The following is a 17,074-nucleotide window of genomic DNA, read 5'->3' as shown; positions in this document are numbered from 1 at the left end:
CACGCGCTGCGGTGTCGGGCGATAGCGCGGCGTGGGGTCGACGTGGCGTTCCACGCCACTGGCCGGGCAGGGACCAGCGCGTGCCCGACGCGCCGGGGCCTTCGTCGGAAGGCCAAATCGTGCGCCGCTGCGCAAGCGCGCCGCTCGGCAAGCCCGTGCGTGCGCACTGCCGGTGCGCGCAGTGCCGCGGTTGGTCGGACGAGCGATTGAATTTACGACAGACAGGGGCAGCCAGAACCAAGGCTCGCCGCTAGCCGGTGATTCGCGATCCGAGTCGGCAGTAGCGCGCCGCAGCATGCGACGCGTCTGACGATGGAATGCGGACGCAGGGCCGTACCGCGACGCTTGCCATGGCGCCGCGCCGACATCGCGTGCGACGAACGCTGACGACCGGTTGCGATGGCAGCGGCGCTGCGTGCGACGGCCGGCAGCGGCTGCACCGGCGGGCCAGCTTGTCCGCTTCGGCTCACACGCAGCGGGACGTGCAATGCCGGCCAGCGGGCCGGCCCGTTCAGCCGGCGCTGGTCGGCGTCTTGCGTGCGCGACTGCGTGGGGCTCGGCGCGGCTTGGCAGGACTCGCCGCGTCTTGCGCCGATTCCTGCCTAATGGCTGGCACAACCGCTGGCACAACCGCCGGCGCGATCGCTGGCGCACCGGCTGGCGCATCGCTGCCGGATGGTGCCGCGGCGGCGGAAGCGTCGGCCGCCGACTGATCGTCGTTGGAGCCGGCCGGCGCCGCGTCGCGGGCTGGACGACGACGCGCCGCTTTGCGAGCCGGCTTGCGCGCGCCCGCCACCGCATCGGCCCACTCCGACGGCGCTATCGCAAGCGGCGCCGGGGCTGCCGCGTCGCCGGCCGCGCGTTGTTCGTCGGGACGCGCGCTGCCGCTGCTTGCGGCCGTCTGGGTGGCATCGCCATCGTCGGCATCGCTGGCCGCCGCGGTGGTCGACGTGTCCACGATCGGTTCAGCGAGCAACGGCGCGCCACCGAACAGATCGTCGTCGGCCGTCGTCTTGTTCTTGTGTCCGCGCGCGCGCTTGGCCCGCGCGCCGCGTGGTTCCCGCCCCGCATCGTCGGACGACGCACCCGACGGCGCACCCGACAGCGCGCTCGCCGTTTGGCCGAGCGGCGCATTCGCGGCGCCTTCGACCGCCGGCAGATCCGAAGCGACGGCGAGCGCTGCAGCGGCATCGCCATGCTCGGAGCGCATCGTCTCGGGCGTTGCGGCCTCCGGGCCGTCGACAGCGTCAGGCGTGACCACGGCCGCGTCGCCCGCGGCAAGCGGCGTCGATTCGGACGGCGGACGCTCATCGCCGCGCCCGCGCCCGCCGTTGCGGTCGCCCTGGTTGGCAGGCCGGTTGTCGGCGCGCTCCCCGCTGCGGTTGCGACGACGGCCGCGCTCCTCCTGCCCCTTTTGCGCGCCGGCTGCATCGGTGCCTGCAACCGCAACCGCATCGCCGCGCGGCGCCTCGGTGGCGTTGCGATACACATACGCGCCGGACTTCTCGTCGCGGCCCACTTCCAGCAGGCCGCGCGCCTGCGCCTCGTCAAGCAGGTTGCCGAAGGCCCGGAAGCCGTAGTACGACTCGTTGAAGTCCGGCTTGCGCCGCTTGATTGCGCTCTTCAGCACCGAAGCCCAGAGCTTGCCGCTTTCGCCCCGCTCGGAGACCAGCGCCTCGTAGGTCTCGACCGCGATGGCAAGCGCCTTGGCCTTGCGCGCCTCGGCTTCCTGCTTCGGTTGCCGTTCGTCCTCGGCCGCGCGTTTCGCGGCATTGGCCTTGGCAACGGCCCGCTGCTGCTCGCGGACGAGGTCGTCGTAGAAGATGAATTCGTCGCAATTCGCGACCAGCAGATCGGACGTGGAGTTCTTGACGCCGACGCCGATCACCTTCTTCGCGTTCTCGCGCAGTTTCGAGACGAGGGGCGAGAAGTCGGAATCTCCGCTGATGATCACGAAGGTGTCGACGTGCAGCTTCGTGTAGCACAGGTCGAGCGCGTCGACGACCAGGCGGATGTCGGCGGAGTTCTTGCCGCTCTGGCGGACATGCGGGATTTCGATCAGTTCGAAGCTGGCTTCGTGCATGGCTGCCTTGAAGCCCTTGTAGCGCTCCCAGTCGCAGTACGCCTTCTTGACGACGATGCTGCCCTTCAGGAGCAGCCGTTCGAGCACCGGCTTGATATCGAAACGTTCGTAGTTCGCGTCGCGCACGCCGAGCGCGACGTTCTCGAAATCGCAGAACAGCGCCATGCTGACGCTTTCTTGGGGCAAGGCCATGACATCTCCATCGTTGCGGCGCGACCCTAGGCGGGCCGCACAGCACGCATCATAGCCTGTCGCGCGGCGGCCGCCGAAGCGCGCTTCGCATCGGCCGCGCCGCCGCGCTGGCTGGTCAGCGGAAAAGCTTGACCGCCTGCACCAGCGTATTGATCACCCCCCAAGCCAGCGGGATCGACACGCCCGCCCAGAACACGGCGAGCGCGACGGGCGAGGTGGGACGCGAGGACGGGACCGCGGTGCCGTTGAGTGCGGTGTCGTCGAGTGTACGTTGCGTAGCCATGATTCGATTCTCCTTCGGTCTCGCCGCACGTCATGCGGCGCAAATTCCGTCTCGAAAGACATTGCCTTGGGCCGACGCCGCGTGGAGCGTGGTTGCGCCATCTCCAGAGGCCGGCCCGCGGCACTGCACTGCGCTCAGTGCACCGTGCGCTCGTCCGAGGACGTCATGTGGTGCTTCGCGTCGACGGGGCGAACCAGCAGGTTGCAGATGAAGCCGACCACCAGCAGCGCGGCCATCAGGTGCAGCGTCATCGCGTACGCGTCGGCACCAGCCACCCCTTGCCCGACCTGGTAGGCGCGGATGTAATTGACGAGCACCGGCCCGGCGATCCCCGCCGCGGCCCAGGCAGTGAGCAGCCGGCCGTGGATTCCGCCGACGAAGGCGGTGCCGAAGATGTCGGCGAGATAGGCCGGCACCGTCGCGAAGCCGCCGCCATACATCGACAGGATGATGCAATACGCCAGCACGAACAGGACGACGTTGCCCGCCGACGCAAACTGGGGCACCAACCAGTACAGCACCGCACCCAGCGCAAAGAACACGAAATAGGTGTTCTTGCGGCCCAGCCAGTCCGATGCCGAAGCCCAGACAAAGCGCCCGCCCATGTTGAAAAGCGACAGCAGGCCGACGAAGCCGGCCGCCGCTGCCGCGTCGATGGTGCCGCGGAAGCTCTCCTGCACCATTACGGAGGCCTGGCCCAGGATCCCGATGCCGGCCGTCACGTTGCAGAACAGCACCAGCCAGATCAGGTAGAACTGTGGCGTCTTCAGTGCTGAATCGATGTGAACGTTCTGGCGCGTGATCAGCTTGTTCTCGGTTGCGGCGGGCACGAAGCCGGCCGGACGCCAGCCGGTGGGCGGTACGCGGATCGCCAACGCGCCGATGGTCATCGCGATGAAGTAGACGATGCCGAGCACGACGAAGGTCTGCGCCACGCCGACGCTGCTGTCGCTGCGGAAGTGCGCCATCAACGCCACCGACAGCGGCGCGGCGATCATCGCGCCGCCGCCGAAACCCATGATCGCCATGCCGGTGGCCATGCCGCGCCGGTCCGGAAACCAGCGTATCAACGTCGAGACCGGCGAAACGTAGCCGAGCCCGAGGCCGATGCCGCCCAGCACGCCGTAGCCGAGGTAGAGGAGCCAGATCTGATGCCAGGCGACGCCCAGCGCGGAGACCAGGAAACCGCCGCCGAAGCAGCACGCGGCAGTGAACATCGTGCGTCGGGGGCCGACGCGTTCGAGCCACTTGCCGGCGAAGGCCGCCGACAGGCCAAGGCAGACGATGGCGATGGAGAAGATCCAGCCGAGCGTGGTCAGCGCCCAGTCGCCGGGGGCCGGCGCGGTGATACCGATGACGCGCGACAGCGGCGCATTGAATACCGAAAACGCGTAGGCCTGGCCGATGCACAAATGCACGGCCAGTGCCGCCGGCGGCACCATCCAGCGCGAGAACCCTGGTGCCGCTACGGTCGCCTCCTTATCGAAGAACGACGCCTTCCCTCCAGTGACGATGGTGCCCATCTGCGCCTCCCTGTGTACGCATGGCCTGCCATTTGCGCCGGCTGTCTCTGCCGGCATTCTTTTCAACCGTCATGATTCGTGGAGTCGCCCGGCCGCAAACGCTACCGCTCAGGACGCGGGCGTGAGCATGGCACGGTCGCGCTCGAGCGCCGTGCGGACGATCGGGGAGAGCTGCTCGGCGGCATCGGTATCGAGCGTCTCGAGCAGCGCGCGTCGCATGCGGGGCGCCCAGAATTTGCGGATGTGGTCGCTGATCGCGTCGAGCGAGGCGGCGCGGTCCGGCTGCGACTCGAAGAAGCCGCCGATCTGATTCGCCATCGTCACGAGGTTGTCGACGTTCATCCATGGTCTCCATGCCGGCCGCGCGGGCCGGTCTGCTTATGTTTTTCGTGCTTGCAACCGTGCGCGGCCGCTCAGCCCACCACCGGTGAGTCGGCGGGTGCGTCCGCCAACGCGTCGGCACGCCCGTCCGCGCCGCGCAACAGGCCGATCTGCTCCTCGTGGAACGCAGCGTAGCGGGCCTGCCACTCGGAGCGCTGTTCGACGGCCTGGACCTGGACCGCGGTCACCTTGTACTCCGGACAATTCGTGGCCCAGTCCGAGCTGTCCGTCGTGATCACGTTCGCGCCCGACTCCGGGAAGTGGAACGTGGTGTACACGACGCCGGGCTGCATGCGCTGGCTGACTCGTGCGCGCAGCACGGTATGCCCGGCGCGCGACTCGATGCCGACCCAGTCGCCCTCGCGGATGCCGCGTTCCGTCGCGTCGTCCGGATGGATTTCCAGGCGATCCTCGTCATGCCATACGACGTTGTCGGTCCGGCGCGTCTGCGCACCGACATTGTATTGCGACAGGATGCGCCCGGTGGTCAGCAACAGCGGGTAGCGACGATTGACGCGCTCCGGCGAGGCATGGAACGGCGTCACCACGAAGCGGCCCTGGCCGCGTACGAAGCGTTCGACGTGCATGATCGGCGTACCGTCCGGCGCCTCCGCATTGCACGGCCATTGCAGGCTGCCGGCTTCCTCGAGCCGGCGATACGAGACGCCCTTGAAGGTCGGCGTCAGTCGCGCGATCTCGTCCATGATCTGCGCCGGGTGCGCATAGTGCATTGGATAACCGAGCGCGCGCGCGAGCATCTGCGTCACCTCCCAGTCGGCATGGCCGGCGAGCGGCGGCATCACCTGACGCACGCGCGAGATGCGCCGCTCCGCATTGGTGAAGGTCCCGTCCTTCTCCAGGAACGACGAGCCGGGCAGGAACACGTGCGCGTACTTGGCGGTCTCGTTCAGGAAGATGTCCTGTACGACGATGCACTCCATCGCGGACAGCGCGGCGGCCACGTGCTGTGTGTTCGGATCGGACTGCACGATGTCCTCGCCCTGGCAATAAAGGCCGAGGAAGCTGCCGTGCAGCGCGGCATCGAACATGTTCGGAATGCGCAGACCCGGCTCGTCCTGCAATGCAACGCCCCATTCCGCCTCGAAGACGCCGCGCACGGTCGCGTCGCCGACGTGGCGATAGCCGGGCAGCTCGTGCGGGAACGAGCCCATGTCGCACGACCCCTGCACATTGTTCTGCCCGCGCAGCGGATTCACGCCCACGCCCTCGCGGCCGACATTGCCGGTGGCCATCGCGAGATTCGCAATCGCCATCACCGACGTCGAGCCCTGCGCATGCTCGGTGACGCCCAAGCCGTAGTAGATCGCCGCATTGCCGCCGGTGGCGTACAGGCGCGCCGCCTCCCGTACCTGCTCTGCCGGCACGCCGGTCTGCGCCTCGGTCGCCTCCGGCGACTGCGCCGGATCGGCAACGAACTCGCGCCAATGCCCGAACGCCTGCGGGTCGCAGCGCTCGGCGATGAAGGCCTCGTCGCACAGCCCCTCGGTGACGATCACGTGCGCCAGCGCATTGAGCATCGCCACGTTGGTGCCGGGCCGCAGTTGCAGGTGATGCGAGGCGACCACGTGCGGGCCGTCGACCAGGTCGATGCGGCGCGGATCGATCACGATCAGGCGGGCGCCTTCGCGAACCCGCCGCTTGAGCCGCGAACCGAACACGGGGTGGCCGTCGGTGGGATTGGCGCCGATCACCAGGATGACATCGCTGCTGCCGACGGATGCGAAGGTCTGCGTGCCGGCCGACTCGCCCAGCGTCTGCTTCAGGCCATAGCCGGTGGGCGAGTGGCAGACGCGCGCGCAGGTATCGACATTGTTGTTGCCGAACGCCGCACGAATCAGTTTCTGGACGAGGTAGGTTTCCTCGTTGGTGCAGCGCGACGACGTGATGCCGCCGATCGCGTCGCGGCCATGTCGCGCCTGGATGTCGCGCAGCCGGCTGGCGGCATAGCCGATCGCCTCTTCCCAGCTGACTTCGCGCCACGGGTCGGTGATGCGTTCGCGGATCATCGGCTTGGTGATCCGGTCCTTGTGCGTCGCGTAGCCCCATGCGAAGCGGCCCTTCACGCACGCGTGTCCCTCGTTCGCCGCGCCGTTCTTGTACGGTGTCATGCGCACCACTTCGGCGCCCTTCATCTCGGCCTTGAACGCACAGCCGACGCCGCAGTAGGCGCAGGTCGTGACGATCTCGCGGTCCGGCGTGCCGAGCCGCGTGACGCTCTTTTCCTGCAGCGTCGCGGTCGGACAGGCGGCCACGCACGCACCGCAAGACACGCACTCCGACTCGACGAACGGCAAGCCTTCGCTGGCGGCGACGCGCGAAGCGAAGCCGCGCGACGCGATCGTCAAAGCGAATGTGCCTTGCGTTTCCTCGCAGGCGCGCACGCACCGATTGCAGACGATGCACTTGGACGGGTCGTAGTCGAAATACGGATTCGAGCAATCCTTCTGCAGGTCGAGATGATTCTCGCCCGCATAGCCATAGCGGACTTCGCGCAGGCCGACCGCGCCCGCCATGTCCTGCAGTTCGCAGTCGCCGTTGGCCGCGCAGGTCAGGCAATCGAGCGGGTGATCGGAAATGTAGAGTTCCATCACGTTGCGACGCAGCCCCTGCAGCCGCGCGTTCTGCGTGGTGACCTTCATGCCGGCTTCGACCGGCGTCGTGCAGGACGCGGGATAGCCGCGCCGTCCGGCGATCTCGACCAGACAAAGCCGGCACGACCCGAATGGTTCGAGCGAATCGGTGGCGCACAGCTTCGGCACCGAGATGCCGGCCTCGACGGCCGCCCGCATCACCGAATTGCCCGCCTGCGTGGTGACCTCGACACCGTCGATTTCAAGCGTCACCAGCGCGCCAGCGCGTGCCGGCGTACCGTAATCACGGTCGTCCTGCAGTCCGTTGTCGCCCGCGTCGAACGCGGTGCTCGACCCGCCGCACTGGCAATTGCCGCCACACCGGCCAACGGCCTGCTTCGTTTGCTGTGTCATCGTGTCACCTGCAATCTCGTCGCCACCGGGCCGCGGTCGCCGCCGCCCGCGGGCGCTCAGGAGGCCAGCGCGGCTTGCGCCGGCACGCCGAAGTCCTCGGGAAAATGGTCCAGCGCCGACAGCACCGGAAAAGGTGTCATGCCGCCCATCGCGCACAGCGACCCCGCCACCATCGTGTCGCACAACTCGCGCAGCAGGCCGACGTCGCGCGGCTGCGCGCCGCCCACGCGGATACGATCGATCACCTCTACGCCTCGGGTCGAGCCGATCCGGCACGGCGTGCACTTGCCGCACGACTCCTGCGCGCAGAACGCCATCGCGTAGCGCGCCAGCTCGGCCAGATTGACCGTGTCGTCGTGGACCACGATGCCACCGTGCCCAACGACGGCACCCACCGCGGCGAAGGCCTCGTAGTCGAGCGGCGTATCCCATTGCGACTCGGGCAGATACGCGCCCAGCGGACCGCCGACCTGGATCGCGCGCATTGGCCGACCGCTGGCGGTGCCGCCGCCGAAGTCCTCGACCAACTGGCGCAAGGTCTGCCCGAAGGCGATCTCCACCAGGCCGCCGTAGCGCACATTGCCCGCCAGTTGCACCGGCAAGGTGCCGCGCGAGCGGCCCACGCCGAAGTCGCGATAGAACGCCGCGCCGCGCGCGAAGATGATCGGCACCGTGGCGAGCGTCACCACATTGTTGATCACCGTCGGCTTGCCATAGAGGCCGGCGAGCGCGGGCAGCGGCGGCTTCGCCCGCACCACGCCGCGCTTGCCCTCCAGCGATTCGAGAAGCGCCGTCTCCTCGCCGCAGACATAGGCGCCCGCGCCGACCGCGACGTGCAGATCGAACGCGCGGCCCGAGCCCAGCACGTCGGCGCCGAGCCAGCCCGCGCCGCGCGCGACTTCGATCGCCTCGCGCAGTGTCGCGATCGCGTCCGGATATTCGCTGCGCACGTACAGGAAGCCCTGCGTGGCGCCGGTCACCACGCCGGCGATGGTCATGCCCTCGATCAGTCCGAACGGATCGGATTCCATCGACAGGCGGTCCGAGAAGGTACCCGAATCGCCCTCGTCGGCATTGCACACGATGTACTTCTGCGCGGCGTGCGCCTCCAGCACGGTGCGCCACTTGATGCCGGCCGGGAAGGCCGCGCCGCCCCGGCCCCGCAGACCCGACTCGGTGAGCAACGCGCACGCGTCGCCGGGCGCCATCGACAGTGCCGCGCGCAGGCCCTGCAAACCTTCGTGCGCAACGTAGTCGTCGAGCGAAACGGGATCGGTGACGCCGATCCGCGCGAACGTCAGCCGCTGCTGGCGGGCCAGATAGGGCAGCGCATCGACCGGCCCCACGCGACTTGGATGGGCAGCGCCGCAGAGGAAGTCGGCGTCGAACAGTTCGTCGACCCTGTCCGCCTCGACGCAGGCGTAGCCAATGCGTCCTTCCGGCGTCTCGACTTCCACCAGCGGTTCCAACCACATCATGCCGCGCGAGCCATTGCGCACCAGTTGCACGTCAACGCCGCGATCGGCCGCGCAGGCCAGCAGCGCCGCCGCGGTCTCGTCGGCGCCGACGGCAAGCGCCGCCGAGTCCCTGGGCACGAAAATGCGTACGCTCATGCCTGCTCCCCTTCGGATGTCGTCCGCAGACCGTCCCGCTCGCCCGCCTGGACAGCACGTGCCGCCGCGAGCAGCCGGTCGAAGCGCGCCGTATCCAGGCGCGCGCGCACCTTGCCGTCGATGGTCGCGGCTGGCGACTGCCCGCACTGGCCAAGGCAGTAGACGGACTCGAGCGCGACGTCGCCGTGCTCGGCACCCTCGCCGACTGCCTCGCCGACAGCCTCGTGCAGGTGCGCATCGATCTTGCAGCCGGTGACGGCCTCCGCATGCGCGACCAACGCTTCTCCGCCCATGCTGCGGCACGATTCGGCCCGGCACAGTGCAATCGTCAGTCGCGCGGGCGGCTGGCAACGGAAGTGATGGTAGTAGGTCAGCACGCCATAGACTTCGGCGCGCGACAGATGCATCGCACGCGCGATCGACGCCAAGGTAGCGTCTGGCACATAGCCGAAGTCGTCCTGAACGGCGTGCAACACGGCCAGCAGCGAACGACCTGGCCGCACATGTCCCGCGACGACGGCGTCATAGGCGGGGGTGGGGTCCCGGCGCATTCCGTCTCCTTCGGCCAAATATGCTGAGCAAGAGCATATAATGGCCGACATCTTCTTGAGTGATTGTCAGCCCGATCCGCGACAAGCAGTATGCGGATCATTATGGGTCGAAAGGTATGCGAGTCGCAGGCTTTTCGCAATAGGTTATTTTCAGCATAAAGATGAGCCAAGTTACCGCGCTTGCGACGCTCCATCTGAACGACGCAGCCGGCGAGCCTCTCGTGCTTGACGAAATCGGACGCCTGCTGCTGGCGGTCAAGACGGCCGGCACGCTCGCCGCCGGCGCGCAGGCCTGCAACCTGTCTTACCGCTACGCCTGGGGCCGGCTGCGCGATGCCGAGCGGCGGCTGGGCGCGCCCCTGCTCAGCGGCACGCGTGGCCGAGGCTCGCGCTTGTCGCCGCTCGGCGAATGCCTGATCTGGGCGACGCAACTCGCCGAGGAGCGCCTCTCGGCCAGCCTGGATGCCCTGTCTGGCGAGGTCGGCGCAGCATTGCAGCGCGCCGTCGGCGAGACGCTGGGCCATCGGGCGCGTGCCGAGCTGGCCGACGGCCTGCGCCTGCGCGCGTCGCATGGCTATGCGGTGGCTGCGTTGGTCGCGGCGCTGCAGGAGCGCGGCACCGATGTCGATCTCAAATACCGCGAGAATGCCGAGGCGTTGTCTGCGTTGGCGGCGGGCGAATGCGACCTTGCTGGCTTCTACGTGCCGATCGGCGCGTTCCGCGCGGCGGTCGCCGAGCCCTACCGTGGTTGGCTGGCGCAGGACAGGCACTGTCTGATACGGCTGACGCGTCGCAAGCAGGGCTTGTATTTGCCTCACGGCAACCCGCTCGGCATCGTCGGCTTGCGCGACCTCGCCCGCGACGACGTGCGCGTCGTCAATCGTCAGCCCGGATCGGGCACCCGCGTGCTGCTCGATCTGTTGCTGGCCGAGGCGGGCGTCGATCCCGCGCATATCAACAGTTCGGCATCCACCGAGCTGACTCACTCGGCGCTCGCCGCCTTCGTCGCCAGCGGCATGGCCGACGCCGGCTTCGGTGTGCAGCCGGCGGCGACACAGTTCGGCCTCGACTTCGTGCCGGTCGCCGAGGAGGACTATTTCTTCGCATGCGAGCGGGACGCCCTCGACAACCCGCCGTTGGCCGCGGTGCTCGCCGTGCTGCGCGACGCCGCCTTTCAGGCAGGCGTCAGCCGCCTGGCCGGCTACGAGCCAGTGGGTTGCGGCGAGATCGTCGACGTCGACAGCGGGCTCGACGGACGACCATAGCCTTGGCACGGCCTTGAGCCGCGGCGAAGTGGCGGCGAAGTGGCGGCTAAGCGGCCGGAGGCCAGCGTACGGGCGGCGCGGCGACGACGGGCGGGCCGCGCGGCGCGGCGTGCGGGCGGCGCGACGGCCGTCGGGCATTTCACCCCGCACCGTGTGTCAGCAGCGCGGGCAGCGAGGACAGTGCGAACAGCAGCAAGCCGATGCACGCGCCGACCAACGTACCGTTGATTCGAATGTATTGCAGGTCGCGTCCGATGTTGAGTTCCACCTGGCGCGCGATCTCCATGCTGTCCCAACCGCGCACCGTGTCGCTGATGTGCCGCGTCAGGAAGGCCGCGAATTCCGGGGCGATGTGTTGTACCGCCCGTTCGAGCTGCTCGGTCAGCGAGGCCCGCAGCGCCGGGTCGTTGCGCAATGCATCGCCCAGCCAGCTGCTGGCAGCCACTGCCCGCGCGCGCAGCGCCGATTCGGGGCGCGCCAGATCATCCGCGAGCCACGTCCGCAGCCGGCGCCACACGTCGCCGACGTAGGCGTTGAGGGTGGCATCGTCGATCAGATACTGCTTGATGCGCTCGGCCTGCGCGGCCGCGGACGGGTCGGTACGCAGACGTTTGATCAGCCGCACCACCACCACGTCGAAGCGCCGTCGCAATGCATGCGTATCGTCTTCCGCCACTTGCGCGAGCACGCCGTTCACCGCATTGGCGATCAGCGCCGCGCCGTGCTCGCCCAGCCACTCGGTGGGCAGCACCTTCTCCTTCAGCGGGTGTTCGCGCCGCAACCACTGCACGATCATCGACGCAATGAACGCGCGCGCATCGGGCCGGCCGAGCACCCGCGCGAACTGGCGCAGCATCTGGTCGAGCAACGCCTGATGGCGTCCGTCGCGGGTCAGTCCGCGCAAGATCGACGCGGTGGACCCGGCGAGATCCACCTGCCGGATCGCGGCGTGCACTGCGTCGCGTATCAAGGCCTGAATACGGGCATCGTCCACCGCGTCCAGCAAGCCACCGAACACCCGCAGCGCCGCGTCCGCCAGCCGCTGGGCATTGGCTGGCAGGCTCAACCAGTCGGCCAGTCGATCGGCGGGCTGATGACGACGGATCAACGCGACGAGGGCCGCCGGATCGAGAAACTTTTCATCGACAAAGCGCGCCAGATTGTCGGCGATGCGGTCCTTGTTGCGCGGCACGATGGCGGTGTGCCGGCCCAGCAGCGGCAAGGGAATGCGGCGAAACAGCGCCGACACCGCGAACCAGTCGGCCAGACCGCCGACCAACGCCGCTTCCGCCAGCGCGCGCAATGCGTCGGTCGCGAAGCTGCGCGGCGCCAGCGAGGCGATGACGAACACCGCCGCAGCGACGAGAAGGCACGCCAGCGCCTGACGTTTGGCGCGCCGCAGCGAGGCGGCCCTGGCCTCGGCCGTACCCTGCGCGGTGTGCGCGGACGGGTCGGCCGACGCACGTGCCCGGGCCGCGTCGGCACCGGCCGTGCCGGTGGCAGCCGCTGCGCTGTCGTCCATCGCCCCGCGTTGTTCCGCGGAAGAATCAGTGTCTGCTTGCATCGTCGATCCGGCATCGCACGCGGAGGGTGCGTACCGAACCATTGTGGCGGAAAGCGGCAGCGCTTTCAGGCAGCGCTTTCAGGCAGCGCTTTCAGGCAACGCGCCGCTGGCAACGACAAGGCGATCGCCCCCCGTCTCGCCGCCGTCCATTTTGCGTCGCGCCGGCGCGCGGCTCGACCGATCCCTGCACGATGGCAGCCACGCGATGCGCGCGGCATGTGCCGCTTGCCTGCCTTTATTTCCGACGTCGGCGCCGGCCCGAAGCGCGCTAAGATGCGCGCTGACACTGCACACGCACGATGGAACTGACCCAGCTCAGAAGCTTCCTACAAGTCGCCGAATCCGGCAGCCTGAGCCGCGCAGCCGCGGCGCTCGGTGTCAGCCAGCCCTACCTGAGCCGCCAGATCGGCTTGCTCGAAGGCGAATTGCGCACGCATTTGTTCTATCGTCACGGCCGCGGTGTTGCGCTCACCGATGCGGGGCAACGTTTTCACGGCACCGCGACATCGGTGCTCCGCGAACTCGATCAAACGGTGCGGGCCTTCGGCGAGGCGGACGATGCACTGAGCGGGCGTGTCAGTGTCGGCCTGCCGCCGTCGGTCGGCAGGTCGCTGACGGTGGACCTGGTGCGGGAGTTCGCGGCGGCACTGCCGCGCGCCAGCATCGCGATCGTCGAAGGTTTGTCGACCGGGCTACAGGATGCGCTCGTCACCGAGCGTCTCGACATTGCGTTCCTGTATGACCGGCCGCTGACTGCGCTGGTCACGAGTGAGCCAGTCGCCATCGAGCCGCTGTGCGTGGTGCGACGGCGCAATGCGGACTGCAGGGATGCGCCGGTCTCGCTCGCCGAGCTGAGTACGTTGCCGCTGATACTGCCCAGCGCGCCGCATCCGATCCGGACGATGCTCGAGTTGGCCGCGACGCGCGAAGGGCGTGCGTTGCGGGTGGCCTACGAAGTCGACGGCGTCGAGGCGATCCTGCAACTGGCCGCCGCTGGTCTGGCCGCGACTGTCGCGAATGCCGCGACGGTTCGCAACGGACCTTATGCCGGGCAACTGCGCGCCGATCCCCTCGGGCCGCCGGCCATCACCAGCACCTTGTCTCTCGCCATGGCCGCACGCCGGCCGCCGACCGCGCTGGTCGAGCGCACCGCAACGCTTTGTCGCGCGCTGGCGGCGCGCTTGATCGCCGCTTGATCGCCGCTTGATCCCCGCTTGATCGCCGCTTGATCGCCGCTTGATCGCCGCATCAGCGCCGCATCGGCACTGCATCAGCGCGAGCCCTGCGCTGACTTGCGGCGGTGCGCGCGACCGGCCCGATGCGACGCGTGTTCAGCGCCCGTCGCCTACTTGAGTCCGGCGAAGCGATTCGTATAGAGCGCGTCCAGGGCGCTGGCCTGACGGACAATGCCCTCCTGCACGTAGAAGCGCTGTACGGCCGCGAGCCTTTCCGGCGCCGTCCAACCACGGACCTTCTGATCGCCGTATACATATTTGATGTACAGGCGGAAGGTTTCTTCGGCCTGCGCCTCCTTGCCGGCAAACGACGGCACCGCCTTGGCATAGACGAGCGCGGCGGCGCGCGGGTCGTCGATGATGTCTTGCTGCGCGCGCAGCGTGGCCCGTACGACCTTCGCAACGATCTCGGGATGGTTCGCGATTGCGTCGTCCGAAGCGATGATCGCCTGCGCCATGCTGTAGAAGTCGCCCTTCAAGGGCAGGAAGTCGCTCGCAACGCCCTGCTTCTCGGCCATCACGATCCATTCCGGCACCGCCGCCATCGCCGGCGCCTGGCCGGCCGCATATTGCTGCCAGACGCCCGATGGGCCGCCGGCCTCGATGCGCACGTCGTCCTTGCCAAGACCCGCGGTGCGCAGGAGACCCAGCAACGCGTAATAGGTCGTGTCGCCATAGGCCATCACCGAAATGGCCTTGCCACGCAGGTCGGCCACCGACTTGATGCCCGCATCGCGACGCACCACCAAATGCGTCAGCGAACCGCTGCCCAGCAGCGCCACGGTCCTGACCGGCACGCCGTTGGCGCGGACGATCACCGCGGTATCGCCGATCGCACTGCCCAGCAGCGCGTTGCCGGAGCCGAGCTGCTTGGCGACGTCGACGCCGCCGCGCGCGGTGACGAACCGCATGCGCAGCCCCTCCTGCGCGTAATAGCCCTTCTCGTTCGCGATCATCCAGGGGGCGTAGGCCGGCGTGGTCGGCGGCGCGGCAAGCAGATAGGTCACTTCCTGCGGTGCGGCGTGCGCCACTGCCGAGAGTGTCGAGAGCGTCGAGACTGCGCACCACAATGCGGCCCGCGCGGCACGCCCAAGGTTTCTTACGATCATCGCTTGTCCTGGTGGGGTAAAGGAACGGTCATGGGTCGAGCGGCAGGAACCGCGCAGCCACGCGAGCGTGCGCCGCGCCGAATGGTGGCTGAACGGCCGCCGGATCGCGTTCGAAAGGCGGTTGCAACGCGTCAGCCCGCGACTGGCGCGGCTGTTCCCTCGACCTGAACGCGATAGCCGGAGCGGACATTGGGCCAGTAGTCCCAGATTGCCTTGTGATGCGAACACCGGTTGTCCCAGAAAGCGATCGAATGCGGCTGCCAGCGAAAACGGCAGGTCCATTCGGGGCGTGCGCAATGATCGATCAGGAAACGCAGCACGCGTTCGCTTTCCAGCGCCGGCAGCTCATTGATGTGGCTGGTGAAATCGACGTTCACGAAGATCAGCTTGCGACCGCTTTCCGGATGCCGAACGATCACCGGATGCGACGACACCGGCGTCCCGGCACCGAACACGCGCGTGCCGTCGTGCGTGGCGCTCAGTCCGGCAAGGTACGACTTCATGCGATCGGACAATGCATCATAGGCGGCGTACATGCTTGCGAACATCGTGTCGCCGCCGCCGTCGGGCGGCACGGTATGGTTGTACAGCATGCTGCCCAACGGCGGCACGGCGGCGCAGGACTGATCGCTGTGGAAGTTCTCGCCGGACACCCGCTTCGAGGTGGCGTCGTAGTGGAATTTGCGGACCAGCGGATTGTCGGTGGTCTTGCTGATCGTATTCACACCGACATGCCGGCCCAGCGGCCCGAAATACGACGCAACGCGGATCTGGTCGTCGAAGCCGATCTTCTGATCGCGGAAGAACAGCACCTGGAAGCGCAGGAACGCCTCCTTCAGTTCGCGGATTTCAACTTCGGTGAGCGGCCGGGTCAGGTCGATGTTGCCAATCTCCGCGCCGATGTGCGGCGAAGCCGGGGTGGCCGTGATCGCAGTGAAGTGCATGACGTTCCTCGAGATGGCCGACCGCCTGCCATGTCGCGGTCGCACCGATGGGATGACACGCATTCTGGGCGGCCGCGCCGCCACGCTGCAAGCGCGTCCCGGGACATAACAGTTATGTCCGCACGGTTATGGCTCGATTAGTTTTCCGGCTTTTCCTCGCCCTACGCTTGCGCTGCCTCGCCATCAGGGCAGGCACCGTTCGTCCAACGCCACCCGGGGAGAGCCATGAGATACGCCGCATGTCCGCTGCTGACGCTGTCGCTGCTTTGCGTCAACGCCGCCCACGCCCAAAGCAGCGCCGGCACCGTCACGCTATACGGCAGCATCGATGCAGGCGTCGGCTACAGCAACAACGTCGCCGGTCATGCCACCTGGCGCGCGCATCAGGGCGACACGCAGCCCGACCGATGGGGCCTGCGCGGCGTGGAGGCGCTCGGCGCGGGCAACTCGGCGATCTTCCAACTGGAAAACGGTTTCTCGACCCTCACCGGCGCGGGCACCAAGAGCGGCAGCATGTTCAACCGCCAGGCGTGGGTCGGCTTGTCGTCGCACAAACTCGGCACCGTGACGCTCGGCCATCAAACGCCGTTCAGCTATCAATGGCTCGGCAGCTTCAGTTCGGCTTATGTAGGCTACAGCTATATGCGATTCCATCCGGCGAATATCGATGCCTTGTCGAACACCTCGCTGATCCAGACGGACAATTCGATTCGCTACGTCTCGCCGGCGTTCGCGGGCTTCAGCCTCGGCGCATTGCTGGCGCTCGGCAACACCAGCAATTACGCGAGTGGCCGGAAGTACGGCATCGCGTTGAACTATGCGAGCGGGCCATTCAAGGCCGCCGCCACGTTCGCGGACGAGCACGACCGGACGTTCTCGCTGGGCGCTGCGTCGCTCGGACTGGCATCGTTCCAGGGCGTGACGTTGGCAAACACCGATTATGTCGCCGAGCGGGTTCGCAACGTCGGCGCGGGAGCATCGTACAAAGCCGGAAAGTTCCTGTTCCACGGCACCTACACGCGCGTGACGCTGTCGCGCGCCGGCTACCGCGACATTTTCCAGACCTACGATGCGGGCGTGAACTACCAGGTCAGCGTCGCCAACCTGCTTACGCTTGGCGCGTTCACGTCGACGCTGTCCGGTCGCCGATGGACGCAGATCGGCATTGGCGACGTCTATTTCCTCTCGAAACGCACCCAGGTGTATGCCGACATTGCCGGCCAGCAAGCGGGCGGCGGTGCCCTCGCATCGATCGCCGGACTGGCGCCCGCATCGACGAATCGACAAGTGGCGGTGCGCATCGGCATGCACCATGCGTTCTGACCC

13 protein-coding genes are annotated in these 17,074 nt (G+C 67.9%); 3 read left to right on the top strand and 10 right to left on the bottom strand.

The window, feature by feature from the left end:
* Positions 1-511: 511 nt before the first annotated feature.
* From BLU54_RS00515 to BLU54_RS00490, 7 genes are all read right to left on the bottom strand, one after another.
* Positions 512-2,275 carry an NYN domain-containing protein gene (locus BLU54_RS00515; protein ID WP_091903512.1) on the bottom strand — a complete coding sequence of 588 codons (1,764 nt, stop codon included), beginning with the start codon at positions 2,273-2,275 and terminating at the stop codon, positions 512-514.
* A gap of 115 nt (positions 2,276-2,390) precedes the next feature.
* Entirely contained in the window at positions 2,391-2,558 is a 168-nt protein-coding gene (locus BLU54_RS23050) for an MFS transporter small subunit (RefSeq protein WP_139169376.1), read from the bottom strand.
* 134 nt (positions 2,559-2,692) lie between these two features.
* Positions 2,693-4,081: an L-lactate MFS transporter gene (locus tag BLU54_RS00510; protein ID WP_091903510.1), complete on the bottom strand. Its 1,389-nt coding sequence runs from the start codon at positions 4,079-4,081 to the stop codon at positions 2,693-2,695.
* A 108-nt stretch (positions 4,082-4,189) separates the two neighbouring features.
* On the bottom strand, positions 4,190-4,423 hold the full coding sequence (locus tag BLU54_RS00505) for a formate dehydrogenase subunit delta (protein ID WP_091903508.1): 234 nt from the start codon (positions 4,421-4,423) through the stop codon (positions 4,190-4,192).
* A 71-nt stretch (positions 4,424-4,494) separates the two neighbouring features.
* Entirely contained in the window at positions 4,495-7,467 is a 2,973-nt protein-coding gene (fdhF, locus tag BLU54_RS00500) for a formate dehydrogenase subunit alpha (RefSeq protein ID WP_091903506.1), read from the bottom strand.
* Between the two features lie 56 nt (positions 7,468-7,523).
* Positions 7,524-9,080: a formate dehydrogenase beta subunit gene (locus tag BLU54_RS00495; RefSeq protein ID WP_091903504.1), complete on the bottom strand. Its 1,557-nt coding sequence runs from the start codon at positions 9,078-9,080 to the stop codon at positions 7,524-7,526.
* The gene (locus BLU54_RS00490; protein ID WP_091903502.1) at positions 9,077-9,631 is read right to left on the bottom strand and encodes an NAD(P)H-dependent oxidoreductase subunit E; all 555 of its coding nucleotides are present in this window, start codon (positions 9,629-9,631) and stop codon (positions 9,077-9,079) included. The genes BLU54_RS00495 and BLU54_RS00490 overlap by 4 nt, the downstream gene beginning before the upstream one ends.
* Positions 9,632-9,792: 161 nt before the next feature.
* On the opposite strand from BLU54_RS00490, the gene BLU54_RS00485 reads away from it, so the two are divergent.
* The gene (locus BLU54_RS00485) at positions 9,793-10,896 is read left to right on the top strand and encodes a substrate-binding domain-containing protein (protein ID WP_091903501.1); all 1,104 of its coding nucleotides are present in this window, start codon (positions 9,793-9,795) and stop codon (positions 10,894-10,896) included.
* Positions 10,897-11,035: 139 nt separating this feature from the next.
* On the opposite strand, the gene BLU54_RS00480 is transcribed toward BLU54_RS00485, so the two are convergent.
* Positions 11,036-12,460: a DUF445 domain-containing protein gene (locus tag BLU54_RS00480; protein WP_235837727.1), complete on the bottom strand. Its 1,425-nt coding sequence runs from the start codon at positions 12,458-12,460 to the stop codon at positions 11,036-11,038.
* A gap of 299 nt (positions 12,461-12,759) precedes the next feature.
* On the opposite strand from BLU54_RS00480, the gene BLU54_RS00475 reads away from it, so the two are divergent.
* Positions 12,760-13,656, top strand: a complete 897-nt coding sequence (locus BLU54_RS00475; RefSeq protein WP_091903497.1) for a LysR family transcriptional regulator — start codon at positions 12,760-12,762, stop codon at positions 13,654-13,656.
* 149 nt (positions 13,657-13,805) lie between these two features.
* On the opposite strand, the gene BLU54_RS00470 is transcribed toward BLU54_RS00475, so the two are convergent.
* Together BLU54_RS00470 and BLU54_RS00465 are read right to left on the bottom strand one after the other, a co-directional pair.
* Entirely contained in the window at positions 13,806-14,804 is a 999-nt protein-coding gene (locus tag BLU54_RS00470) for an ABC transporter substrate-binding protein (RefSeq protein WP_091903495.1), read from the bottom strand.
* 131 nt (positions 14,805-14,935) lie between these two features.
* Positions 14,936-15,748 (bottom strand): TauD/TfdA dioxygenase family protein, encoded by an 813-nt coding sequence (locus BLU54_RS00465; protein WP_091903493.1) that lies wholly within the window; start codon positions 15,746-15,748, stop codon positions 14,936-14,938.
* Between the two features lie 225 nt (positions 15,749-15,973).
* Between BLU54_RS00465 and BLU54_RS00460 the strand changes: the two genes are divergently transcribed.
* Positions 15,974-17,071: a porin gene (locus BLU54_RS00460; protein ID WP_091903489.1), complete on the top strand. Its 1,098-nt coding sequence runs from the start codon at positions 15,974-15,976 to the stop codon at positions 17,069-17,071.
* Positions 17,072-17,074 lie beyond the last annotated feature (3 nt).

The sequence above is a fragment of the Chitinasiproducens palmae genome (assembly GCF_900095735.1).
GTDB lineage: Bacteria > Pseudomonadota > Gammaproteobacteria > Burkholderiales > Burkholderiaceae > Chitinasiproducens > Chitinasiproducens palmae.
This window is presented reverse-complemented; position numbering and strand designations above follow the sequence as displayed.